The organism is Marinobacter sp. AL4B (assembly GCF_019916045.1).
Lineage (GTDB): Bacteria > Pseudomonadota > Gammaproteobacteria > Pseudomonadales > Oleiphilaceae > Marinobacter.
On record NZ_JAILWZ010000011.1, the window covers coordinates 72897 to 96615 of the forward strand.

Consider the following 23719-nt stretch of genomic DNA (forward strand, 5'->3'; position numbering starts at 1 on the left):
GGTTATTCTCCAATTCGTATTAGTGATGTTCGTCTGAAATCAGGTATTTCATCAGTAAGGTTTGGGTTCGCTGATCGGTTTGTCTCAGCCGGAAGCGATCCATCCACGCGTCCATAATGGGCAGTCCTCGACCTGACAGGCTGTCGTATGGCATAGAGGAGTCGGCAGGAGTTTGATGCACGGTGGGCAAGTGCTCGAAAGCAATGACCATCAACGTGCCTTGAGATCGAGTAAACAAGCGAACTTTCGACGTGAACTCAAATTGCCCGGAGTGCTGGACAATATTGTTCAGAGCTTCTCGGCAACAGGTCACCACTTTGAATGTTGTTTCCTCGCTGCTCGACAGCTCTTGTAAAAGCGATTGAATCGCCGAGAGAGCTTCCTCAATGGCTTCAAACGAGACCGGATAGGTCTTGGAAATGGGTGTCATAACGGCAGCCCAGCTTCAAGTTCGGGCTGAGACTTGTATTCCCGTTGGGGAAGTGGCCGTTGGATCAGGAGCATCGAAACATCATCTTCCAAATCCGACTTGCTGAGCAACGCGTCCAGTACATTCGAAAGCTTGCTTTGTTGATGGCTCGGCTCGACGCAGGAGACAAGGTTTAGAAGCCCTGCAAGATGTCGCTGTTGTATCTCTGCGCCAGACTTCATCCTTACCGTGAAAATGCCGTCTGAGCTAAGCACGATGCCATCGCCGGGCTTCACTTCGAAGCAGATTGAGTCGAACGTGGCATGGGGCAGCATGCCAACCGGATAGCCACCCTGTCCCAGTGTGCAGGTGTCGCCCGAATCCTGTTCAAGAATGAAAGGGTGGGGGTGCCCGGCCTGGCACAGAGAACCCTGGCCCGTTTCAAGGTCGAGCACGCCATACACCATGGTCAGGTAATCGTTGCCGTTAAATTCGTTAAGAAACCGCTGATTAAGCTCGTGAGCAACCTCTGCTGGGTTTGGCATGTTACCCGTGTCTGACGAAAGTCGGCTAACACTGGTCAATAACTGGGTTGCATAGAAAGACAACATGGCTGCTTTCACACCGTGGCCAGACACATCGAGCAAATAAAACGCGAGCGCCGTAGCGCTGAGCTTGATGATGTTGTAGGCATCTCCTGCCACCCCTTGGGCTCCACGAAAGTAGTGCAGAATATTGACTCCGGCGGGCAGATCGATTGCATCTGGCAACAGCGCCCTTTGCAACGTTTCCGCCGCTGTCAGGTCATTCCGAAGTTTCGTTAAAACAGACGACTCACGGGTTAATGTTTTTTGGATTTCCTGATTCTGCACAGCTAGAGATTGACGCAATTCAATAACCCGCCGGCCGGCCTCCAGGCGCACCCGAAGTTCTTCGACCGCAAAAGGTTTGGCGATAAAGTCGTCCGCACCGGCGTCCATAGCTGCTACCAGATCCTGTATCGTTTTTTGGCTAGTCAGCAAGATAAAATACGGGGCTGTTTCAGGTTCTTTCTTAACCTCTTTACAAAAGTCGAACCCGGTCATGAGCGGCATGCGCCAGTCACTAATGATGATGTCGAATCTTGTGGCTTGCATTTTGGACATAGCGTCGATTCCGTTGGAGGCTTCCGTCACGGAGTACTCCAAATTATTCAGCATTGCGACCAGTCTCAATCGTTCAGCGACGGAATCCTCAACTACCAGCACCTGGCAGCCAGCACTTGTCGGATTTTTTTTTGACAGCTCTGCCATGTGCATCGTGTAAGTCCCTCTGGAAACGTTCAGGTCAGCAGAGCTATCGCAAGTTTGGTGCCAACGTTGTGCGCTGTGGTTTCTGAGCGGGCTGGAAGGATAAACGGGGTTATTTGTTTAGTTTTCTCGTATTTTGATTCGCAATTTGCAAATCAGGTTGGGTTTTTAACTTATAGTTGTTTTCAATTTTGAACTCTAACTGTCCGTGTAACTGCTACATTTCATGATTTGGTTCGAATTATGCTTAGTCTTTCATTGAGTCTTACGGACGTGCTGCGATTCGGCTGTAGGGGATTTAATTAAGTGGAGTAATTGATATGTTGACCTTGCCAAGATATGTCGTTGCATTGTTACTGAGTGGGCTAATGTTATTCAGTGGGCATGTGGCCTCAGCGCATAAAATGAATGACGTCCTAACTTTTGGCGTGGTGCCGCAACAGGCAATGGAGAAGCTGGCTCAAAACTGGCTACCCTTGATACGTTATTTGTCCGAGGAGACCGGGTTCAACATTCAGTTCGCCACAGCGCCTAATATCCCCGAATATGAAAAACGGCTTGCTGCGGGAGAGTACGATTTCGCATACATGAACCCTTATCACTTTGTGCTGTTCAACGAGAGTTCCGGATACCGGGCGATAGCGCGCCAGAAGAATCACGTGATCAGAGGTATTATCGTTGTTGCGTCCAGTCTTGAGGCGGAAACGCTTGAGGATCTGACCGGTGCTGACCTGGCATTTCCGGCTCCCAGAGCCTTTGCCGCCACCATGATTACACGCGCATTTCTGGATGACGCGGCACCGGGTTACACGGCAACTTTCGTAAAATCCCATGATTCGGTGTACCGGGCAGTGGCCAACGGTTTGTTAATGGGCGGAGGTGGAATAGTGCGAACTTTCAATGAGATGCCTGACGAAATTAGACGAAAGCTTGAAGTTATTTGGTTGTCTCCCGGCTATACCGGGCACGCTATTGCTGTTCATCCAGGTGTACCAGACGATATTGCAGAGACTGTCCAACGGGCCCTGATTGAGCTAGCGGATTCTGAGGCAGGCAGAGATATTCTCAAAGGATTAGGGATGAAGGCTTTGCAGGCCGCTAAGGATTCGGATTGGGACGATGTTCGTGAACTGGCTCTTGGTCAGCCCGAGTAGCGTTTTCCGGGCCCTGCATATGCAGGGCCTATAGTATTGGGAGATATGTTGATGTCATTCAGATGGAAAACCATTCTTGGTATAGCGCTGATCGAGTTGTTCTTTCTCGTGATACTCGTATGGCAAGCCTCTCAGTTTATCCAGAGCTTGGGGGAAACGGATATCCAAAAGCGTGCTGATGACACAACATTCCTGGCTGGCTCCGTCATATTGGATACACTGATTGCCTACGACCTGGCCTCATTGGAGGAGCATGTTATCCAAATCGGAAAGCTGGATGGCGTTCGCTATGTAAAGGTAGAAGGCTACGGAAAAACATTAGCCGAAGTGTCTCTGAGTGCTGACGGAACGGCGATATCAGATGCTGGTTTGAGTGCCGTGACGGACGGCATTCATCATGTACAGCATGAGTTGAAGGCCGGAGACGAAACCTTTGGCGTACTGAGCATCGGTTTTTCTTTGGAAGAGCTGTATGCACTCGCAAATGAGGCAAAAGCCCGTCTGTTTTTTATCGCAGTTCCCCAAGCTCTGCTCGTTGCTCTGGCCGCCTGGTTTTTAGGGCACTACCTCACAAAGAGACTTTTGGTGTTGCGCGACGCCAGCGTAAAACTGCAGGCGGGAGAACTCACCGAGCCTGTTGTCGTCCGGGGCAAAGATGAGGTTTCCGAGACGATGCACGCCTTCAACAAAATGTCGAAGGTACTGTTGGATCGAGAACAAGCTTTGAACCAGCTCAATGACGAACTCGTGAACAAAAACGAACAGTTAATCCAGCGCGACGAGGATGTACAGGCCTTGTTAGCAGATGCACCTGATGGGATCGCAACCATCGACGAAAACAACTGTGTTGTGTATGCGAATAAAGTCTTGAGCAAACTGCTTGATATTGACGAGCAAACGCTTATTGGCCAGCCGGTTTCCGAGTTTCTGGGTGAGGACGCAGTGTTGGCGCTCGAGTCCGGTCTAACAGAAAATGAAGGGCCGGCCCGCCGAACGGTTACTGAACTCTTATCCTTTGCGGGCCGCAGACTTAGTTTGGAAGTCAGTGTGTCTGCATTCAGAACCGGCAGTTCCGGCTTGTCGATTCTGATCATCCGCGACCGAACGCGAGAGCAGGAATTAGCCCATGCGGCACAGGTCAGCGACAAACTGAGGGCCAATTTGATCGAGACCAGCCTGGATGCACTGATCACCATCAACCAAGATGGGTTAGTAACCGATTTTAGCCAATCAGCCGAGGAACTGTTCGGGTGGAGCAAGCAGGAAATCATTGGCAAGCTTATGGCGGACTATGTAATTCCTGAGGAATCCCGGCCTGCTCACTACAAAGGGATGCAACATTATCTTGCCACAGGCGAGGGGCCGATACTTGGAATTCGGATCGAAACCAGAGCTCAGCGCAGAGGCGACCAATCTTTTCCTATCGAGATGGTGTTAACGCCCACTAAGATTGATGACGAAATCTTCGTAACCGCCGCTATTAGAGATATTACAGAACGAAAAAACCGGGAAGAAGAACTAATCGAAGCAAAGGCGCAGGCGGAGGAGGCCTCTACTGCGAAATCTCGCTTTTTGTCGTATATGAGTCACGAAATACGCTCGCCGCTCAACGCCGTATTGGGGGCGCTTGCTTTGATCCAGGACCAGGCAGGCTTGGGCGAAACCGGCACCCGGTATGTAAATCTCGCCCGGCAATCCGGGGATGCGCTTTTACAGGTTGTAAATGAAGTTCTCGATTTTTCGAAAATCGAAGCAGGTCATATCACTTTTGAAAAAGTGACGTTCCCGGTAAAAGACCTTCTTGCCGGTGTGATGGCATCGATTAAAGCGAAAGGTATCAAGGGGCAGGTGAATATTCACACTGAAGTAAGCTCTGCGCTACCCGAGCAAGTTGAGGCTGACCGAGATCACTTGCGGCAGGTGCTGACCATACTTATGGACAATGCTTATAAGTTTACAGAGGCCGGTGAAGTGTCCGTGCATGTATCAAACGTAGCGGTCATCGATTCCGTGGCTGATGAAAACCGGATGCGGATCGAAGTTCGCGACACAGGACCGGGCATTCCGGCAGATCTCGCCGAGAATGTATTCTCCGAATTTGAGCAGGTCGATGCTATGCGTGACACAGGCTATGGAGGCACGGGCCTCGGATTAGCCATCGCACGTAAACTGGTCGAAGGTATGGACGGTGCGATTTGGTTGGAAAGTGCCGTGGGTATTGGCACCACCTTTTTCGTGGAAGTACCGTATTCAGAAACTAAGGAGGAAGAAGCGGATCTGACGAACACTGCCGCCTCAGGGCACACACCGGTTTCGACAACCCCGAATGAGTCATCAAGCCCCCGCGTTTATGAAGGCAGCACAATCCTGTTAGTCGATGATGTATACGCCAACCTGATCATTGGAGCAGAGCTTCTAAAAAGCAAAGGGTACAGCGTTGATATTGCCTGCGATGGTGTGGAAGCTGTTGAATTGGCCAGCGAAAAAGTTTACTCCGTCATTTTGATGGATATGAGAATGCCACGCTTGAACGGCTTGGAGGCGACCGAGCAGATCCGTTCAACGGGCGGACTGAATGCAAGAACGCCCATCATTGCACTGTCGGCAAATGCCGAGAAGTCTGAAATTGAGCGTTGTTACAAGGTTGGGATGAATGACTTTGTCAGCAAACCCTTCAAAATTGAGCAACTCACGGCGGTTATCGAAAGTTGCCCGCAGGAGTCAGGTTTGGGAGATGATCCGATGATAGACATCGAAACGAAGTACGCGGAGTTTGAGGTAATGTCTGCTAGAGTGTTGAAACAGTTGGCCAAGGATACCTCAGAGGCAGCTGTACCAATGATGCTTACGGTGTTCATCAATGAAATCAAAAAGCGCACCCAAGGCATTGCTCAGGCGTACAACAGCAAAGATGAAGCCGAAATCCGGGAACAGGCCCACGCCATGAAAAGTTGTGCAGGCACTTTTGGGGGCTTGCGATTGCAGGCTGTAGCAAAAGATCTGGAAGATGTGGCCGGTGAATCCAAAGCCTGTGAGAATCCCGCATTGATCCGTCAGGTTGGAAAAGTAGCAGATAACACGCTCATGGCTTATTCTGAATATCACAGACGCTTAGAATCAGAATTTACCTGAACGGATTGTGTCAAAAAAAGGAATTTGAATGTCGAGTGTAATCCGCCCGAGTGTGTTGCTGATAGAAGATAGCCCCTCCAATGCAATGGTTTATCGCAGCTATCTCCAAGACGGTTTTGAGGTCAAGGTCGCCAACACCGGGCGCGATGCGCTGGATTACCTGGACCAAGTAAGCTTCGATGTGGTGATCACCGACGTACGCTTGCCTGACATGAGTGGACTGGCGATTCTCGACAAAGTACAAGTTGAGAAGCCATCACTCCCGGTTATCGTCATTACCGCCCATGGCTCCGTGGACATGGTCGTTGATGCGATGCAGCGCGGCGCCAGCGATTTCATCACCAAGCCCTTCGATAAGGCCCGTCTCAGCGTAACGCTGAACAATATCTTGAAGAAACAACACCTCGAGGAAGTGGTCCAGGAGTTTGAAAAGGTTTACCGCAGAGAATCCTTCCATAGCATGATCGGTGCCTCCCTGCCGATGCAGAACGTATATCGGATTGTGGAGAGTGCTGCTGGTAGCAGTGCCTCAGTGTTTATTACCGGCGAAAGTGGTACCGGCAAGGAGCTGTGTTCCGAGGCGTTGCACGCTGAAAGTATTCGATCAGACAAACCCTTTATCGCTCTTAACTGTGCGGCGATTCCCCGAGAATTGATTGAAAGTGAAATCTTCGGTCATGTAAAAGGGGCCTTCACCGGGGCCTCGGCTTCACGAGAGGGCGCTGCGTTGAGGGCATCCGGGGGTACGCTGTTCCTCGACGAGATCGGTGAAATGCCGCTCGATCTGCAAAGTAAATTGTTGCGCTTGATCCAGTCCGGCACCTTCCAGCCGGTTGGGAGCAGCAAAGAAGTTAAAGTGGATATTCGGTTCATCTGCGCCACCAATCGCGACCCGCTCAAGGAAGTCAGGGAAGGGCGCTTTCGGGAAGATCTATACTATCGCCTGCACGTCATCCCTATTCACATGCCCGCACTTCGGGAGCGTGGCAGCGATATTTTACTCATTGCGCGCGCGCTCTTGCGGCAATACTCCAGCGATGAGGGTAAATCCTTCCAAGGGTTCAGCCGCGAGGTAGAAGAATTTTTTACCCATTACTCGTGGCCCGGAAACGTACGGGAACTCAGTAACGTAATTCGTAATGTTGTGGTATTGAACGACGGGACGAGCGTGGGCATGTCGATGCTTCCCACCATCGCAGCGACAGCAACGCCGACCGCCAGTGATCCGCCTATTGATCGTTCGGCGCGCGAAGAGAGTCCAACAGGTTGGACAGCCGCGGATGGGCTGTCGGTTGACCGGGCCCCGAGTCAGGGGCAGGTGCAGAGTTCGGAGATTATTCCACTTTGGCTTGAAGAAAAGCGCATCATTGAGTCCGCTATCGGTATCTGTGGAGGCAATGTGCCCAGAGCCGCAGCCTTTTTGGAGATCAGCGCGTCGACGATCTATCGCAAGAAACTGCAGTGGGAAAAAGCCGAACTATCCAGCGATTCAATTTGATTCGCAAAATGCAAAAAGGCTTTCTTCGATAAAGCGTAATCCCGTAATTAGCTGTTTAAAAAGATATTTTTAGATAGCATACAAAGTGCTTTCTCCTCGTTAGCAATAACGCTAACGGAGATAATCATGTTCCAGTCTGCCCTTTCAGCCACCCTTGATTCATCGTCAACTTATTCAGGTCCCCATCGTTTGCTAGTTGTAGATGACGATCTAGCGGTACGTATGGTGTCACGGTATGCCTTGGAGAAATCGGGCTTCGGAGTGACCGACGCCTCCGATGGCTTCACTGCGTTAAGCTGGCTGAAATCCCATGCCTTTGATGCGGTATTACTGGATGCCAGGATGCCGGGTATCGACGGCTTCGCGACCTGTCGGCAGATTCGCGAACTCCTCAATGATGATTTCTTCCCTATTATCATCGCGACCGGTCAAGACGACGAAGACTCCGTCGAAGCAGCGTTCGAAAGTGGCGCCACCGATTTTGCCACCAAGCCTTTGAATTGGCGCATCATTACCAAGCGCCTTAACTCACTAATCGGTGCCCGTGCGGTCAAAAAACATCTAAACGACCGTAGCCATCAGATTTCCTCGATGCTCAAAACATCTTCTGAAGCGATGCTGGTTCTGGATGATAACGGTGTTATCCAAGCCTCGCATTTGCTGGAGCGCTTGCCCTCGGAATTGAGCCGCAATGTGACCCCCGGTAACCGGTTGATTGATTGCCTGCAAACGGATTCCGCTTTGGTGGTTGAACAAGCCAGAGCAGAGGCTCTGAAGGGAGATAGCTTCGATTCGTTTGTGGTTTACAGTTCTCAGGATGGATTGGCACACACGGTACAAGGGCGCTTTATTGCCGGTTCAGAGAATGAACTGATCTGCTTACTTCAGGATCAAAGTGAAGCGTTTGTGGTTGAGAAACAAATGTTCGACTTGGTCCATAAGGACCCGTCCACCGGTGTGGCTAACGAAAAACAGTTGATGTCCGAGCTGCGGCAGCGTCTGAGGGATGATGTAGAAACCAATACACACTCCGTTTTGTTGCGGTATTCGGCTTCGGATTTACGTTGTTTTGAGCCGCGAATTGGGCGCCAAGGTATGGCTAGGTTGGCCCGGACGATCGTTGAACGTTTGGGCGTCGGAGTCGAAAATTTCCTGCTGACACGGGATCAGATTTCAGAACCCGGTAACGCATTGATTGCACGCCTTTCGGATTCTGACTATATCGTAGTTCTGTCCGGACTCGAGGGGGTGGGGTTTGCCGATGAGCTTGCAGACGTATTGCTGAGGAGGGTGACCGCGGGTATCGAGATTGATGGTTTCACTTGTTCGGTTGAATGGGCTGTTGGTGTCGCTGACAGCATAGACAGTTCAGCGACACCGGACGGGATTCTTAGCGCGACTGCTTATGCGATTCACTCTGAAGTTGCCCTTGCCAGTGGGCGCAGAATCCACCGCTATACCACCGAGCTTCGTGAACGGGTGTATCAGGATATTGAAATAGAGAGGCTTCTCCGCCGAGATATCGCGGATGGTGTGCTTGAAATGCACTACCAACCGAAATTTGGCCTTTCCGGCCTCGGGCTAATCGGAATGGAGGCACTGATGCGGTGGACAAACAGCGAGCTGGGGGTTGTGTCACCAGCTCGCTTCATTCCAATTGCTGAAAAATCCGGACTCATCGTTTCGTGCAGTCACATTATGGTTGAGAAAGTATTAGATCAGATGTTGGTTTGGCGAGAAGAAGGTCGTAAACAGGTGCCTGTTTCGATTAATATTTCCGGCATTCATCTAAACACCCGCACCATTGTCCAAGAACTGCAAGCCGGCATTAAACAACGGAATATCCCACCTCATTTGCTAGAGCTGGAAGTGACCGAGAGCATCATGATTGATGGCTCCGGGAAGGCGATTAAAAACCTGACTGACCTGAGAAACATGGGGGTTCGCGTTGCGATTGATGATTTTGGAACCGGCTATTCGTCCCTGAGTTACCTACGTTCCTTGCCGATTGACTGCCTGAAGATTGACCGAAGTTTTGTAAGGTCCATCACCACTTGCTCCACGGCACAAGCTATTGCAAAAGCGATCATTACGGTAGGCCACGACGTAAACCTCCACGTTATTGCTGAAGGTGTGGAAACCCACGAACAACTTGAATGCCTAACAAATTTGGGTTGCGACTCAGTGCAGGGGTACTTCACCGGACGCCCTGTTGCGAGTGCAGAATTTATTCGGTTTTTTGATAGTGCAGGCTAAACCGTAGGAGAAGTATTCTGCACAGGTTATATATTATGTGGTTTGCGTAACAAAAAGTCGGGGTATAGTCTTAAGAGGAGATTCTCGAAGCGAACTACACAAGATTTGCCACTCGGTTAGCTCGTTTCGATAGGGAAGATATAAGACTATTTCTGGGACGATTCGACTATGGCGTTTTTTAGAGATTACGCAGATGGTTGGGCGACAAAATATTTCCGATTGGAGCTCGCGAGAGAGCTTCATTTCCGCGCGAAATTTATACCGGCACTTGGGTTATCCGTTGTATTTTTGTTATCGAGCTACTTCTATAAGCCAGAAATCAGTTTTCCGTTAATATACTGGGTTGCGGCGTTCACTGTTATCTACGTGTTCATGCAGTTTCGTTTTTTTGGCAAAGCTGCGAAACCCTGTAGCGAAACCTACAAATCCTGGACCTGGGGTTTCTCTGCTACCTGCTGGTTGGCTGGGTTCATGTGGGGGCTGTTCCCTTCGATTGTTTTCCCGTCCGTAAGCTATTTTGAGCAGTTGGCTCTGATCATGATGTTGTTCGCCGTATTGTCGGTTCCGGCGCCAGCGCTTTCCCGCTGCTTACCTCTTGTCATGGGTTACTCAATCCTGCTGATATCGTTAGTCGCTATTGCTTTCCTTTCGCATCATGACGGTTTTGATCGGCATTCAGTATTCGTCATGGTCGTTTTTTTGGGTTCATTGATTTATTTGTATGATCAGTGGGGGATTGCAAAAGAAATCCTGAATTCCGCCGAAGATAAGCGTCGTTTAAAGACTAGTGGAATAACCATTAGGCGGCTAAAACGCGATAGATACCACGATTCAGTGACCGATCTATTCAATAAGGTGGGGCTGATAACCTATCTGCGCAGCTCCGGCGAGGATTATTCAACCTTCATAATTTTTGCGTTGAAAGTTAGGGATGTCGACACGCTTTACTCAAGCCACAGTAAAGCGTCCATCGACGATCTTATTCGCGACCTTACGGGCCGGTTGCAAGGCTGTAGTTTTGATAAAAAAACAATCGCCCACTTGGGTCTGGGTGAGTTCCTGATTTTGGTGCCGGGAGCGGATAGCGAAAATCTGGATTCAGTCGGACAAGATTTTTTTACACTTTTCGAAGAACCTTTCAATAGCCCTTTAGGCCCGATGAGTTTTAGCGTGGCGATTGGTTGTGCGTTTTATCCCGAGCATTCCACGAGTAGACAGGGCGTTATTCCATACGCGTTGACCGCGCTCAAGGCGGCAGAGAGTCAAGCGGGGAATCATCTGGAGTTGTACACGGACGACATGGCGATCCAGCTGAATCGCAGAGCTTTTGTTCGCTCCCAGCTAGCAAGCGCCATAAAACACGAAGAATTCGTACTGCACATTCAGCCGAAGCTGAATCTTCAATCGAATACGGTAGACAGTGCTGAAGCGCTGGTTCGATGGGAAAGCCCGACGATGGGAATGGTTAGCCCAGCAGAATTTATACCCGTTGCAGAATCAACCAGCGATATTGTGCCGTTAGGTCGATGGGTGCTAAAGGAAGCGGCTCGTATATTGGGGGGAACACGCTTACCGTCAAAGTTCTCGTTAGCTGTGAATGTATCGGTCAAGCAACTGGCCGACCCACGATTTGTCCCCGATATTCAGGAGATCGCTCGTCAGCTGCAGGGGACAGGCCGTACGCTGGAGCTTGAGATTACTGAAAGTATTATGATTACCGATGAGGCTATTTTCAGAAAAACCCTGGGGAAAGTCTCTGAGCTGGGCGTTAAGATTGCCTTAGACGACTTTGGTACAGGCTATTCCTCTTTGAGTTATCTGACCAGCCTCACGGCCGACAGGCTGAAGTTGGATAAGTCCTTCATTGATCCGATACCTGAAAACCAACGCCAAGCTTCATTTGTGTCTACTGTTATCGCTATGGCTCACAGTCTGGGCATTCCAATTGTTGCCGAGGGTGTAGAGAGACCGGAACAACTCAAGTGGTTGAGTGAAAATCAGTGCGACACCATACAAGGCTATTTTTTATCCCGGCCTTTACCGCTTAGTCAGTTTTCGGATTGGCTTGAGAGTAATGTCTGCCCGGAGACGAATGGTTTTAAGGCTCCACTGTTGGTGGCTGCAGGATAGGGCCCATAGCACTTTGCAATTGACATAAATTCAGGAAAGGCGGCTCTGGCGTTCTCGAGAGCTTCGCGGATTCCGGAGAGATAGGCGCAGTTTTGGAACTCGGTGTAGCCTTGGACGATCGTTTGAATCTATATTATGGCCCGACGTTGTATCTGTTGAGCCGACACCATGGATAGTAGTCTCCCGAAGTACCAGTTACTTGAAGATGAAATAAAGCAAGGTATCGTCGCTGGCCGGTGGAAATGTGGCGAGCGATTGCCCTCCATCAGAACGCTGTGCGACCTGCACGGCTGTGCAAAGATAACCATTCAGCACGCGCTACAACGGCTCGAAGCCAAAGGATTGGTTGAATCCCGCGAGCGCGCAGGCTTCTTTGTTACCTATCAGAATGAAGAGTTTGACACGCCCTGCCGGATGGAACGCATTGAATCACCCAAGCCCGTATCGGTAAGCGAGCTGTTCCGGGACATTATGACGAGAAGTGCGGCGTTTGATTTGACGCCGAGTCTGCACTCGGGAGAAATGCCTCAAGGAATTGTTCAGCTTAACCGTTCAATTGGTCGGGCCCTGCGGCGTCAGAAAGGGGGGTTCCAATATTATGATGAACCCGCGGGCGATCCCGGCCTGAGACATCAGCTTGCCACGCTATTTGCCAAAAGAGGCTGGACCGCGGATGCTTCGGAAATTTGCATAACCTCTGGATGCCAGCAGTCTTTATTCTTGGCTTTGCTGACGGTTTGTTCCGAAGGCGATGTTGTCGCCGTAGAATCACCGGGCTTTTATGGGGTTCTTCAGTTGCTGGAGCAATTGAAGTTAAAAGTCATCGAGGTGCCAACGTCTTTGCAGACAGGCATGGATGTCGCTGCGTTCTCCGATATTTTGGAACATTGGGACGTTCGTGTTTGCGTGGTACAACCCGCGTTCGCAACACCAGGAGGTGCGGTTATGCCAAGAGCCGCCCGAAGGCGGTTACTTGAACTAGCCGAGAAGCACGACCTCGCCATAATCGAGGATGATATTTACGCGGAAACCGGCTGGTCCGGTGTACCGGACACCCTCAAATCTCTGGATAAATCAGGCCGGGTGATTCACTGCAGCTCGTTGTCAAAAGTACTTTCACGTGATCTCAGACTCGGCTGGGTAAGTGGCGGCAGATGGCACTCTGCCATTCTTCAAATGAAGCTTACTTCTCAGCTAGCGAGTAGTCGTTTTGTTCAGCAAGGTGTCGAAAGCTACATCAAAGAAGGCGATTACGCTGCCTTCCTACGTAAGTTTCGTCTTCAATTACGAAGGCAGAGAGACCAGTTGCTGGAACATTTGGCTGTCTGTCCACTGGCTGTGCGCACCACGGCACCTCAGGGTGGTTTAGCCGTTTGGGTCGAATTTCCAGAAGCGATCAATACAATTGATATCTATTCTAGAGCGTTGGATGAGGGCATTGTCATCACGCCAGGAAGCCTTTTCTCAGGGGCAGACAGATTCGGTAATTGCTTAAGAATCAGCTTTTCCCACCCATGGGACGTTCAGAGAACGAAAGCGCTGAAGCGTGTCTTGGAGCTGGTTCAAAACCCGTGATGGTTCGTTGTACCTATAAAACTTAAAAAAATTGTGCCTGTCTCTATTTTTTCCAGGCCCCATACTTTCCCCATCAGTTTCATACAACTTTTGGGAAGGTAAACGGTCAATGAATCGACTGATCCCGGTCACACAGATTACCCCGAGCTCTCCATCAAGTCGGTCCTCCAGCAAGATTTACCCACGGAGCTTTACTGGCCTATACCGACGAATCCGAATCGGCGGTGGCGCGATTCTATTTGCTTTGTATTTTGGAACCGTCTGGTTGAACTGGGGAGAGCGGCAGGCAGTTCTATGGGATATTGCAGACAAAAAATTTCACATATTTGGCGCGACCTACTGGCCGGAAGACCTTGTTCTCTTGTCAGCTATTTTGATCATCTGTGCGTTCGGACTGTTTTTCATAACCGCTGTCGCGGGTCGAATTTGGTGTGGATACGCCTGCCCGCAAAGTGTTTGGATGTGGGTTTTTCTCTGGGCTGAAAAACTGGCCGAGGGCGATCGTCGCCAACGAATAAAGTTAGATGACGCAAGATTGAGTCGGAAAAAAGTCTTAAGACGATTGCTGAAACATTGTCTTTGGCTACTAATCAGTATCGTGACCGCTGTGACCTTTGTTGGATATTTCACACCGATACGAGACTTGGTACCGGACCTGCTGTCGTTTAACATCTCAGGGTCCGCACTCTTCTGGGTGTTTTTCTTCACCGCAGCGACATACGTAAATGCTGGCTGGTTCCGTGAAAAAGTGTGTTTACACATGTGCCCCTACGGCCGTTTCCAGTCCTCCATGGTTGATAATGAATCATTGGTGGTCGCGTACGATGCTGGCCGGGGCGACCCTCGCGGCAGCCGATCCATTGGGTCAGATCCCTCTGCTCAAGGGCTGGGTGATTGTATAGATTGCGAAATGTGTGTGCAGGTGTGCCCGACCGGCATTGATATTCGTGATGGTCTGCAAATGGAATGTATTGGGTGTGCTGCATGCATCGACGCGTGTGATTCGATCATGGATAAAATGGGCTACGAAAAGGGACTGGTGCGTTACGCGAGTCACAACGAAATAGAGAACGGTACCAGGCATCTCTTACGGCCTCGCCTCGTCGCATACTTTCTTATACTGGTAACCATGATAGGTTTGTTTTCCTGGGGTTTGGCTTCACGACCTTTGCTAACGCTGGACGTCCAAAGGGATAGAGGCCTTTTCCGTTACAACGGCTCGGGACTCATTGAAAACAGTTACTTGCTGAATTTAACTAATAAATCAAATGATACGATACATACCTTCATTGCGGTCTACGGTGGAGAGGGATTCAGCATGCGTGGGCCGGATGGAGTGACACTCGGCGCTGGCGAACAAAGGGAAATTCCGGTTGTACTGGAAAAAGATGCTTCAAGCGTCCAGGGCGCCGTTACCGATGTTTCCTTTGAAGTGACCACTTTCGAAAAGCCCGATCGGCAGATTGTCGCACCTACTACGTTTTTAACGCCCGCTCCCCGGTGAGGGTAATGGGTTTTGCCCTGAGAGCATTCCTTCATGGTTCATCATTTGGATGATGTCCTGGCAATGCTCTTTCAGGGCATCCCTCAGCAATCGCACGGCTGGCGTGATCGATTGCCGTGTTGGGCAAATCAACCATAACTCTGAGACCGGTGGCGCATACTCAGGCATGACATTGACGACTCTTCCCGCCAGCAGGTCGTCCGAGATGTCGAGGCAGGATTTCACGGCCAGGCCGTGTCCCGCCACACACCAGCGCCGAACCAGATCGCCATCGTTGGACGCCCGGTTGCCTTTCATTTTTACTCGAAACTCCTCGTCACCCCGCTTAAAGGTCCACAAGTCGTAGGGAATGTCCTGTAGTTGATAGAAGAGCCCGTTGTGGTTGGCCAGATCGTGTGGGTGCGCGGGGGTTCCATGCTCGCTCAAGTAGCTCGGTGTAGCGCAGAGGAGGCGTGGAATGTCACAGATTTTGAAACCATACAGATTGGAGTCATCGGGCGAGCCGTAGCGAAGAGCCATATCAACGGAATCCCGGAAAAAATCGACGTTACTGTCGGTAATTTGAACACGCAAGCCCAGCCCCGGGTGAGAGGTCATTAATTGGTCGATCCACGGGACTACCCGGTTCCGGCCAAGATCGGATGACACCGATAGCCGAATTTCTCCTGCAACGGCTTCTTCGCCGGAGCGAATGTTCTGTTGGGCCTCGTCGAGCAATGCTAGTGCCTGCTCGCATTGAGGCAGATACTTTTCGCCGGCCGCTGAAAGCCGAAGGTGGCGGGTAGAGCGAACAAACAGCTCAACCCCCAATGTCTGTTCAACGCGTTTGACGGCCGCGCTTGCGGTCGCAGGTCGCATATCAAGGCTGGTGGCCGCCGCCGTGATGTTTCGGAATTCGGCCACTTTGAGCACAACGGTCAGATCATCGAAGGTCATTTTCAAAAACTATTTGAATATGTTTATGGGATTAGCCTGTTTTTCGTAGTGTAATTAAGGATCAAACTGAGTGCCACTACCAACTCACTCGGGAGAAAACCATGAAAGCTGTTGGATACACCGACTCTTTACCCATCAACGATCCAAAATCCTTGCAGGACGTTGAACTGCCACAGCCAGTTGCTACAGGAAGGGACCTGTTGGTCCGGGTTAGGGCGATTGGCGTCAATCCGGTTGATGCCAAGGTGCGCCAGCGTGCCGCAGCAGAGGAGGGTCAGATTAAGGTTTTGGGCTGGGACGCCGTCGGAGAAGTCGTCGCGACGGGCGAGGGCGTCTCATTATTCAAGCCTGGCGATCAGGTTTACTACGCAGGCGATGTTACCCGTCAGGGCAGTAACGCGGAGTACCAGATCGTTGATGAGCGCATCGTTGGCCGAAAGCCCGCTAGCCTGAGCGATTCGGAGGCGGCAGCACTGCCCCTGACTAGCATCACCGCCTGGGAAATGCTCTTCGACCATCTCGGTCTTGTGCAGCAGGACCCAGGGTACATTACCCCGAGTAATGAGGTAATCCTGGTGATTGGCGCCGCCGGAGGGGTTGGTTCCATACTGATCCAGTTGGCCAAGAAACTGACCGGTGCCACTGTGGTGGCGACCGCCTCGCGGCCTGAGTCGCGCCAATGGGTGGAATCATTGGGTGCAGATTTTGTCGTGAATCATCGTGAGCCGCTGCAGCCGCAGATCGAGCAACTGGTGTCGGAGGGATCAATCACTTCGATCTCTCACGTGGCCAGTTTGAACGCCACCGATCAGTACTTCGATGCTTATGTGGAGTTGCTCCGGCCGTTTGGGAAAATTGCCTTGATTGACGATCCAGCGGCCCTGGATGTAATGAAGATGAAACCGAAGAGTCTGTCGCTTCACATTGAGTTCATGTTCGCCCGTTCCATGCATAGCGCCGAAGACATGCAGGTTCAACACGAGCTGCTGGACAAGGTCGCTAGTCTCGTGGAACAGGGCTACATTCGCACCACCGCCGGGAAGAATCTGGGGGCAATCAATGCTGAACATCTGCGTGCAGCACATGCCGAATTGGAAGCAGGAACAGCGGTAGGGAAGATCGTTCTGGAAGGCTTCGAGTAATCCGAGCTTCTGGATATAATGCCTGGCTTTAGCCCGTGACCGCTATCTGTTGATAGCAGCGCGGGCGAACTGTTTCGGAGCAGGTCGCTCTCACACCGCACCACGGTCTTACTAGATTCCCATTTCAAGCAGTATGACATCTGCCTGAAATGGGAATCTGTCTATTCAGAGTATCGCCGATGCTGCCTGCTACAGGTGTCCCGGGATGCCGTGCGGGTGTATGCTCAAAGGGTGTCCAGAGCAACACAGTCACTCCCACTGGCCCATAAATTGCTTGTCACTTGAGAGTTAACCACCTGGCTCAGGCCAATATTTGAGAGTGATTCGACTGTGCAGGAACTTACCGGAAGCCAAAAGAAAATCAGTTTGTGGCGCCACAGTTTTGTACGGCGTTACCTGGTCATTGCGCTACTGATAGCGGTGCTTCCACTGGTAGTGGTCACCTGGCTCTATGATCGATTCACCGGCGAATTGCTTGAAGATTTAGGCGAGCAGAAAGTTCAATATTCCATGAACGCCACCCGCGCTGCGCTGTCTGGTTTTCTGAAAGCACGGAAGTTCGAGCTAGAAACGATTGCCGATTTGCCCAATATCGAACGGTTCGTGTCTGAGGATCCCATGTCTTCGGAACTGGAACCGACGCATGCGCTCATCAGCTTTGAGACCGACAGTTTCGATATCTATGGCGTGCTTTTCTTTGACGCCCAATGGCAATTACAAACGGCGTTACCGGGTGTGGCATCGTCGGGGCCACCTTATTGGGGAGGCATGGAGCTTTCTCTGGATGGGTTGCCCAGACGAAAGTTTGCTGATTTCTTGTTAATCGGGCCCCAAGAACCTCGGCCCGGTCTTTCAGGCTGGTTCCTGTTGGCAGCGCCGCTCCCAATGAACGCGGGCGAAACGGAATCCCCAGGGTTTGTGGCATTGCATATTCGTTTTTCCAGCTTGACCGAGTTGCTAAAAAACCAGTCACAGATCGACGGTTTTACCCCGCTGGTAAGCACCTCCGAAGGCCAACGGTTTACGGTTACGGGTCGAGTTGCTCAAGATCAAACGCCCAGTTGGCTTAGTGAAGAGTTCGCTCCCGGCTGGTCGATTGAAGTGATCAAGCATCATCCGGATGTGGACTTCAGCCAAGAGCTGAGGCGCCCGGCCTTTTTGATGGGGGCGGGTGTATCAGTATTGCTGGTCATCGGGTTATTCATGGTTGTCATTCTGCGGACCAAAAGGCGATTTGGGCCGTTGCTTGAGGGCGCAGAAGCGGTTTCCAGAGGGGATTGGAATATTCATATCCCCTCTAAGGGACATGATGAATTCACCTTGATGGCCAATGCGTTCAACCGCATGGGCGGCCGCCTGCAAGCGCTGATTGATTCGCGTCTTGAAGTCGAGAAAAAAGCGGTCCTTGGAGAATTTTCGGCCAGTATCGCCCATGAGGTTCGCAACCCATTGGCCACGATCAAGGTCTGCGTGCAAAGCTTCCCTCAGGACGATAACCCTCGCAACACCGAACTGATCACGCTGGTTCTGGAAGAGATCGATCGCGTTAATGAAGTCGTTGAGAATCTGCTGAGCTTTGCTCGTCCGTACGATCCTGAGCGGGTTTGGGTTACGGCTGGTGATTTACTTCGGCGTTTGGCCGCTCTGATCGATCCCCTCGCAGCCAGAGAGAACATCCATTTGAGTCTCTCAGGACAACTCGATGCGCCCCTGTGTGTCGATGAAAATCAGATCCAGCAGGTGCTGATGAACCTGGCGCTCAACAGTATTCAGGCTATGCCTGAAGGGGGCGAGCTGAACCTCGATGTTCAGACCCTCAATGATAAAACGGTGATTAACGTCAGCGACACAGGTATCGGGATGGTAGCTGAAGCACTCGACAGAGCTACAGAGCCATTTTATACGACCCGAAGTCAGGGCACCGGCCTGGGCTTGTCTATTTCAAAGCGCTTGGTACAGCTTAATGGTGGTGATTTGCGAATAAGTAGCGAATCGGAAGCCGGTACGAGAGTTTCGTTGATTTTCAACGCTTCAAAGGACAGTCATGGATAATGCACTCATTCTGATTATTGATGATGAGCAGCGCCTGGTGCGCTCGTTGCAGTTAGCGCTGGGAGCCGATGGCTACCGGATCGCAACCGCCCACACCGGTAATGATGGAATCGAAACCGCGCTGAATCGTCAGCCTGATCTGGTGTTACTGGATCTGCGTTTGCCGGATCTCAGTGGACTCGAGGTATTGAAGCAATTGCAGTTGCAGTTGCCTGCTTGTCCGGTCGTGATGTTTTCCGCCCATGGGGATATCAAAGTTGCCATTGAGGCTGTTAAAAGTGGCGCTCTGGATTTTATTACAAAACCCTTTGATATTCATGAGCTTAAGCGTTTAATTTCACGCACATTGGAACGTTGTAGGTTGGACAAGGAAGTGCGTTTTCTTCGTGAGCGCCAGCTAGGAGAAGCCCGCCTGATCGGCCGAAGTGAGGCGATGCGACGCCTGCAGGAAGACGTCACCCGTATCGCCCGAAGTGGTGCCAAAACGCTGCTGTTGCAGGGTGCTTCGGGCACCGGTAAAACGGCGGTAGCGCGTGAGGTCCACCAACTCTCAAAGGTCGCATCCGGTCCTTTTGTTGAGGTTAATTGTGCCGCTCTACCTGAACAACTGCTCGAAGCCGAACTATTCGGAGCGGAAAAGGGCGCCTATACCGGGGCCCACCAACGACGCTCAGGACTGGTTGAATTGGCGAACGGGGGCACGCTTTTCCTGGACGAGATCGGCGAAATGTCTTTGGCCCTTCAGGCTAAGTTATTGAGCTTCCTTGAAGACCATACCTACCGGCCCATTGGTTCCAATCGCGTTTATCAGGCAGAGGCGCGGATTATTGCGGCCACCAATCGGGAATTGGAGTTGGCGATTGAAGAGGGTAACTTCAGAGCGGACCTTTATTATCGACTAAATGTGATGCCGGTGCGGGTTCCGGAGTTGGCGCAGCGGAGGGAGGATATCCCGCTGCTTATCGAACATTTCAGTTTGAAAATGGCCGCCAGTGAAGGCTGTTCTCCGGTGTTGTTTGAGGCGGATATTATGGCCCACCTCGTTGATTACGACTGGCCAGGAAACATCCGCGAACTGAAAAACTTGCTGGAACGCCTGACGGTGCTTTATCCCGGTGAAGTGGTGACTCTCTCCATGCTGCCTCCGGAAATGCACCCGACCGATCAATCTATCCTCGCTGGTGATGGCTCTATTGAATCGCGTCTGGCGGAAACCGAGCGAGATATCATTCTCAGAACCTTGAATCAGGCGGGTGGGCGCAAGGGCGCCGCAGCAGAAAAACTGGGAATATCCCGCCATGCCCTGAAGCGACGGCTGCAGAAGTTGGGAATTAGCGAATGAAGCCTGAAAGTATTTTGAATCTAACGCGGCTGTCGGCTGCGGCTTTGGGCATAGCCATTGGATTCTGGCCTTCGCTGGCCTCTGCCGCTGGGCAAGAGCCTTTGACAGGAGCGTCCCCGACCGAAGCTGAGCTTAGGGTTGGCTGCATTTACCCTTTGACCGGGCCGATGGGATTTTTCGGGCGCGACGCCGATGTTGGCATTGGGATGGCTTTAGACCGACTTCAGCAATTGAATCATCAGTTGACGGAGGCTGGCGAGTCTAAGCTCTATCCCCGTCTTGAGGTTCTTCTTGAGGACAGCAAAGGTAAGCGCCATCGTAGCGCAACCCTTGCTCGTCAGTTGGTTGAAGAGCAGGGCGTCAGTGTTCTTTGCGGCGTGGTGTACTCAAGCATTGCACTGGAGATCAGTGCTTATGCGCAACAGCAGGAAATGCTATTCATTGGCGCAGGGCACAGTTCGTCAAGACTGACGCAGGAACCGGTTAATCCGTGGTATTTCAGGGTCAACAATGACAGCCGGCAATCGATGAGGGCCGGTGCGCGCTACTTGAAGGAAGTGAAGTCAGAGCAGCCTTGGACCACGCTAGCCTACGTCGGGCCCGATTACGATTATGGCCACCAGGCATTGGAGGACTTGCTGGAAGGACTGGAGGATCTCAATGTGCCCTTCGAGATCAGCGGGGAGTATTATCCAAAGCCCTCGGAGCCGGATTTTTCAGCTTATATTGAAGCACTTTTGATCTCGCCTCCAGATATCGTGATCTCCAATTTTTTCGGCGATGATTTTGCCAACTTTGTACGCCAGGCGCATTTGCAGGGATTGTTAGAAGTCAGCCGTCTGGCCAACTTTGACACTGGCGGTGGTTACGATGTGATTGCCGCCCTTGGAAATGACCTGCCTCCCGGAGTCATTCTTTCAGGGCATCACCATATCAATTGGCCGGACACGGCGAGAAACCGTGAGTTTGTAGCGGAGTTTCACCGACGCAGCGGCCGGTATCCTAGTTTCATGGCCGAAAGTGCTTATGCGGCGATATTTGCGGTTGCCGAGGCCTGGCGGCAGGCAGAGACCACCGACGCTGAAGGGATGCGCCGGACGCTCGAAGGACTGAAACTGCCTTTGCCCGAAGACCCGCCAGGGTTTCAGTCATGGATCGATCCCGTGAGTCATCAAATAATGCAGGTGACTGCCATCGGCGAATCGGAGCCCAATGAAAACTATCCGCCCGCTAAACGCATGTTGGGCAACTGGAAGATCTATCTGCCGGAAATTCAGCCTTGATTGGCTGAGCCGTCAGGCATCGAGATCGGTCGTTGCCATCCTATCCGATCATAAGCGCACGCCGCTCATGATCGGATAGGGGATGAGCGAAAACCGCTCATCGGTTCGGCCTAATCCGAGCGGTTTCCGCTCATAACTCCTCTTTTCTCAAACTCATCTCGGTTTTATTCGCCTAAAACAGCGGAATATTCTTTTTGTAAGGTTGGCATCAGGATTGCTCCATCCCGGCAAAGCCCAAATAAAAAATCGAGGCCAACCATGAAAAAAACCAAACTGCTTCCTTCTGCTGAAAACGCTTACGAGTACCCTCTGCTGATCAAAAGCCTGTTGTTGTCAGGTAAGCGTTATTCTCCGAACCGCGAAATCGTTTACAGCGACATCTTTCGTTACGACTACGCGACTCTGAACGAGCGCATCGCACGTTTGGCGAATGCTTTGGAAAAAGCTGGAATCGGTGCAGGCGATACCGTTGCGGTAATGGATTGGGACAGCCACCGTTATCTGGAAGCCTATTTTGCGGTTCCCATGATCGGCGCTGTGTTGCATCACGTGAATATTCGCCTGAGTCCGGAACAGATCATTTACACCATGAATCACGCCGAAGATGACATTCTGCTGATTCACGATGATTTTCTTCCGATGGTCGAGCAGGTTGCTCCTCAGCTCAACACGGTTCGTGAATTTATCCAGCTGACAGACGGCCCGACTGCCGCTTCGACCACACTGAATGTGGTCGGCGAGTACGAATCGATGCTGGCTGAGGCTAGCACTGCATATGATTTCCCGGATTTTGATGAGAACTCGATTGCAACAACCTTCTATACCACCGGCACTACGGGTAACCCTAAAGGGGTTTACTTCAGCCACCGTCAGTTAGTGTTGCACACACTGGTTACAGCTATAACGCTGGGTAGCTCCGATTCAAACGCTCTGTTGCGGAGTGACGACGTCTACATGCCGATGACGCCGATGTTCCATGTGCATGCTTGGGGTGTTCCTTATATCGCCACCATGCTCGGAGTTAAGCAGGTCTATCCGGGCCGTTACGAGCCGAATCGTCTGGTTCAGCTGTTCCGTGATGAAGGCGTTACCTTCTCTCATGGCGTCCCGACCGTTCTGCAGATGGTGCTTAATTGCGAAGAAGCCAAGACGACCGATCTGTCTGGCTGGAATATGCTCACTGGTGGGTCTGCACCCACTCAGGCTTTGTCGGCTCAGATGGCAGAGCGAGGTATTAATTTCGTAACTGCGTACGGCATGTCCGAGACCTGTCCGGTCATCACAATGGTGAACCTGAGCGATGAGGAACGTGCGCTGCCAGTTGCTGAGCAGAGCGCCGCCCGAATTCTCGCCGGTATCGCAACACCTCTGGTTGATATTCGTATTGTTGACACAGATGGCAACGACGTTCCCCACGACGGTGAGGCTGTCGGCGAAGTGGTTGCGCGGGCACCCTGGCTGACTCAGGGCTACCTGAAAGAACCTGAAAAAAGCGCCGAGCTTTGGGAAGGAGGCTGGCTCCATACCGGTGATGTGGGTTCGATCAACAGTAAACACACCCTGCAGATCAAAGACCGAATTAAAGACGTGATCAAGACAGGTGGCGAGTGGATCTCCACCATCGAATTGGAAAACCTGATCAGCAAGCATCCTGGCGTGTCCGAGGTGGCAGTGGTTGGTATTCCTGATGAGCGTTGGGACGAGCGTCCAGTCGCGACCATCGTGCCTCGCGAAGGCGAAGAGCTCACCCCGGATGCCATAAAGGACCACCTCAGACAGTTTGTCGAAAGTGGTGAAATTGCGAAGTGGGCGATTCCAGAGCGAATTGAATTCGCTGTTTCGATTCCAAAAACCAGTGTTGGGAAAATCAATAAAAAGGTAATTCGTAGCGAATTGCTCTCATAAAACCGAATCTTGCTTCATGCCTCTGAGTGCCATTAGCACGCACTCACCAGCCAGTTAGTCATCCCTTCACCTCACCTTTTGACGGTTGTTGAAAGGTGAGGTGTGGGCGATG

General features: G+C 51.4%; 15 protein-coding genes. 12 read left to right on the top strand and 3 right to left on the bottom strand.

Features of this window, described 5'->3' with window-relative positions; all coding sequences use genetic code 11:
• Positions 1 to 19 precede the first annotated feature (19 nt).
• The gene (locus K5L82_RS04525; protein ID WP_223133335.1) at positions 20 to 430 is read right to left on the bottom strand and encodes an ATP-binding protein; all 411 of its coding nucleotides are present in this window, start codon (positions 428 to 430) and stop codon (positions 20 to 22) included.
• Positions 427 to 1701, bottom strand: a complete 1275-nt coding sequence (locus K5L82_RS04530; protein ID WP_223133336.1) for a PP2C family protein-serine/threonine phosphatase — start codon at positions 1699 to 1701, stop codon at positions 427 to 429. Before K5L82_RS04530 ends, K5L82_RS04525 begins: the two co-directional genes overlap by 4 nt.
• 401 nt (positions 1702 to 2102) lie before the next feature.
• Between K5L82_RS04530 and K5L82_RS04535 the strand changes: the two genes are divergently transcribed.
• The 7 genes from K5L82_RS04535 to ccoG all read left to right on the top strand — a co-directional run bounded on the left by K5L82_RS04535 (position 2103) and on the right by ccoG (position 14947).
• Positions 2103 to 2852, top strand: a complete 750-nt coding sequence (locus K5L82_RS04535) for a phosphate/phosphite/phosphonate ABC transporter substrate-binding protein (RefSeq protein ID WP_223133337.1) — start codon at positions 2103 to 2105, stop codon at positions 2850 to 2852.
• A gap of 51 nt (positions 2853 to 2903) precedes the next feature.
• The gene (locus K5L82_RS04540) at positions 2904 to 5984 is read left to right on the top strand and encodes a PAS domain S-box protein (RefSeq protein WP_223133338.1); all 3081 of its coding nucleotides are present in this window, start codon (positions 2904 to 2906) and stop codon (positions 5982 to 5984) included.
• A gap of 28 nt (positions 5985 to 6012) precedes the next feature.
• Positions 6013 to 7482 carry a sigma-54-dependent transcriptional regulator gene (locus K5L82_RS04545; RefSeq protein ID WP_223133339.1) on the top strand — a complete coding sequence of 490 codons (1470 nt, stop codon included), beginning with the start codon at positions 6013 to 6015 and terminating at the stop codon, positions 7480 to 7482.
• 126 nt (positions 7483 to 7608) lie between these two features.
• Positions 7609 to 9738 (top strand): putative bifunctional diguanylate cyclase/phosphodiesterase, encoded by a 2130-nt coding sequence (locus tag K5L82_RS04550; protein WP_223133340.1) that lies wholly within the window; start codon positions 7609 to 7611, stop codon positions 9736 to 9738.
• A 372-nt stretch (positions 9739 to 10110) separates the two neighbouring features.
• The gene (locus K5L82_RS04555; protein WP_223133341.1) at positions 10111 to 11868 is read left to right on the top strand and encodes a putative bifunctional diguanylate cyclase/phosphodiesterase; all 1758 of its coding nucleotides are present in this window, start codon (positions 10111 to 10113) and stop codon (positions 11866 to 11868) included.
• A gap of 168 nt (positions 11869 to 12036) precedes the next feature.
• Positions 12037 to 13443: a PLP-dependent aminotransferase family protein gene (locus K5L82_RS04560; RefSeq protein WP_133005491.1), complete on the top strand. Its 1407-nt coding sequence runs from the start codon at positions 12037 to 12039 to the stop codon at positions 13441 to 13443.
• 109 nt (positions 13444 to 13552) lie between these two features.
• The gene (gene ccoG / locus K5L82_RS04565; protein ID WP_223133342.1) at positions 13553 to 14947 is read left to right on the top strand and encodes a cytochrome c oxidase accessory protein CcoG; all 1395 of its coding nucleotides are present in this window, start codon (positions 13553 to 13555) and stop codon (positions 14945 to 14947) included.
• On the opposite strand, the gene K5L82_RS04570 is transcribed toward ccoG, so the two are convergent.
• Entirely contained in the window at positions 14927 to 15883 is a 957-nt protein-coding gene (locus K5L82_RS04570) for a LysR family transcriptional regulator (RefSeq protein ID WP_223133343.1), read from the bottom strand. The two genes, ccoG and K5L82_RS04570, sit on opposite strands and share 21 nt — an antisense overlap.
• Before the next feature lie 101 nt (positions 15884 to 15984).
• Between K5L82_RS04570 and K5L82_RS04575 the strand changes: the two genes are divergently transcribed.
• The 5 genes from K5L82_RS04575 (at position 15985) to K5L82_RS04595 (ending at position 23607) form a co-directional block, all read left to right on the top strand.
• On the top strand, positions 15985 to 17025 hold the full coding sequence (locus K5L82_RS04575) for a zinc-binding alcohol dehydrogenase family protein (protein ID WP_223133344.1): 1041 nt from the start codon (positions 15985 to 15987) through the stop codon (positions 17023 to 17025).
• 330 nt (positions 17026 to 17355) lie between these two features.
• Complete coding sequence (locus K5L82_RS16725) at positions 17356 to 19077, top strand: sensor histidine kinase (RefSeq protein WP_223133345.1); 1722 nt, start codon at positions 17356 to 17358, stop codon at positions 19075 to 19077.
• The gene (locus K5L82_RS04585) at positions 19070 to 20419 is read left to right on the top strand and encodes a sigma-54-dependent transcriptional regulator (RefSeq protein ID WP_223133346.1); all 1350 of its coding nucleotides are present in this window, start codon (positions 19070 to 19072) and stop codon (positions 20417 to 20419) included. The genes K5L82_RS16725 and K5L82_RS04585 overlap by 8 nt, the downstream gene beginning before the upstream one ends.
• Positions 20416 to 21702 carry an ABC transporter substrate-binding protein gene (locus K5L82_RS04590; RefSeq protein WP_223133347.1) on the top strand — a complete coding sequence of 429 codons (1287 nt, stop codon included), beginning with the start codon at positions 20416 to 20418 and terminating at the stop codon, positions 21700 to 21702. The genes K5L82_RS04585 and K5L82_RS04590 overlap by 4 nt, the downstream gene beginning before the upstream one ends.
• A gap of 258 nt (positions 21703 to 21960) precedes the next feature.
• On the top strand, positions 21961 to 23607 hold the full coding sequence (locus K5L82_RS04595) for a fatty acid--CoA ligase (RefSeq protein WP_223133348.1): 1647 nt from the start codon (positions 21961 to 21963) through the stop codon (positions 23605 to 23607).
• The last annotated feature ends 112 nt before the right edge of the window (positions 23608 to 23719 follow it).

Excerpts from the sequence above, each read along its gene's own strand:
- K5L82_RS04535 (WP_223133337.1), top strand. The coding sequence starts at position 2,103 with ATGAATGACGTCCTAACTTTTGGCGTGGTGCCGCAACAGGCAATGGAG.
- K5L82_RS04585 (WP_223133346.1), top strand. The coding sequence starts at position 19,070 with ATGGATAATGCACTCATTCTGATTATTGATGATGAGCAGCGCCTGGTG.
- ccoG (WP_223133342.1), top strand. The coding sequence starts at position 13,553 with ATGAATCGACTGATCCCGGTCACACAGATTACCCCGAGCTCTCCATCA.
- K5L82_RS04555 (WP_223133341.1), top strand. The coding sequence starts at position 10,111 with ATGCAGTTTCGTTTTTTTGGCAAAGCTGCGAAACCCTGTAGCGAAACC.
- K5L82_RS04525 (WP_223133335.1), bottom strand. The coding sequence starts at position 430 with ATGACACCCATTTCCAAGACCTATCCGGTCTCGTTTGAAGCCATTGAG.
- K5L82_RS04540 (WP_223133338.1), top strand. The coding sequence starts at position 2,904 with ATGTCATTCAGATGGAAAACCATTCTTGGTATAGCGCTGATCGAGTTG.
- K5L82_RS04575 (WP_223133344.1), top strand. The coding sequence starts at position 15,985 with ATGAAAGCTGTTGGATACACCGACTCTTTACCCATCAACGATCCAAAA.
- K5L82_RS04550 (WP_223133340.1), top strand. The coding sequence starts at position 7,609 with ATGTTCCAGTCTGCCCTTTCAGCCACCCTTGATTCATCGTCAACTTAT.
- K5L82_RS04530 (WP_223133336.1), bottom strand. The coding sequence starts at position 1,701 with ATGGCAGAGCTGTCAAAAAAAAATCCGACAAGTGCTGGCTGCCAGGTG.
- K5L82_RS04595 (WP_223133348.1), top strand. The coding sequence starts at position 21,961 with ATGAAAAAAACCAAACTGCTTCCTTCTGCTGAAAACGCTTACGAGTAC.
- K5L82_RS04590 (WP_223133347.1), top strand. The coding sequence starts at position 20,416 with ATGAAGCCTGAAAGTATTTTGAATCTAACGCGGCTGTCGGCTGCGGCT.
- K5L82_RS04570 (WP_223133343.1), bottom strand. The coding sequence starts at position 15,883 with ATGACCTTCGATGATCTGACCGTTGTGCTCAAAGTGGCCGAATTCCGA.
- K5L82_RS04560 (WP_133005491.1), top strand. The coding sequence starts at position 12,037 with ATGGATAGTAGTCTCCCGAAGTACCAGTTACTTGAAGATGAAATAAAG.
- K5L82_RS04545 (WP_223133339.1), top strand. The coding sequence starts at position 6,013 with ATGTCGAGTGTAATCCGCCCGAGTGTGTTGCTGATAGAAGATAGCCCC.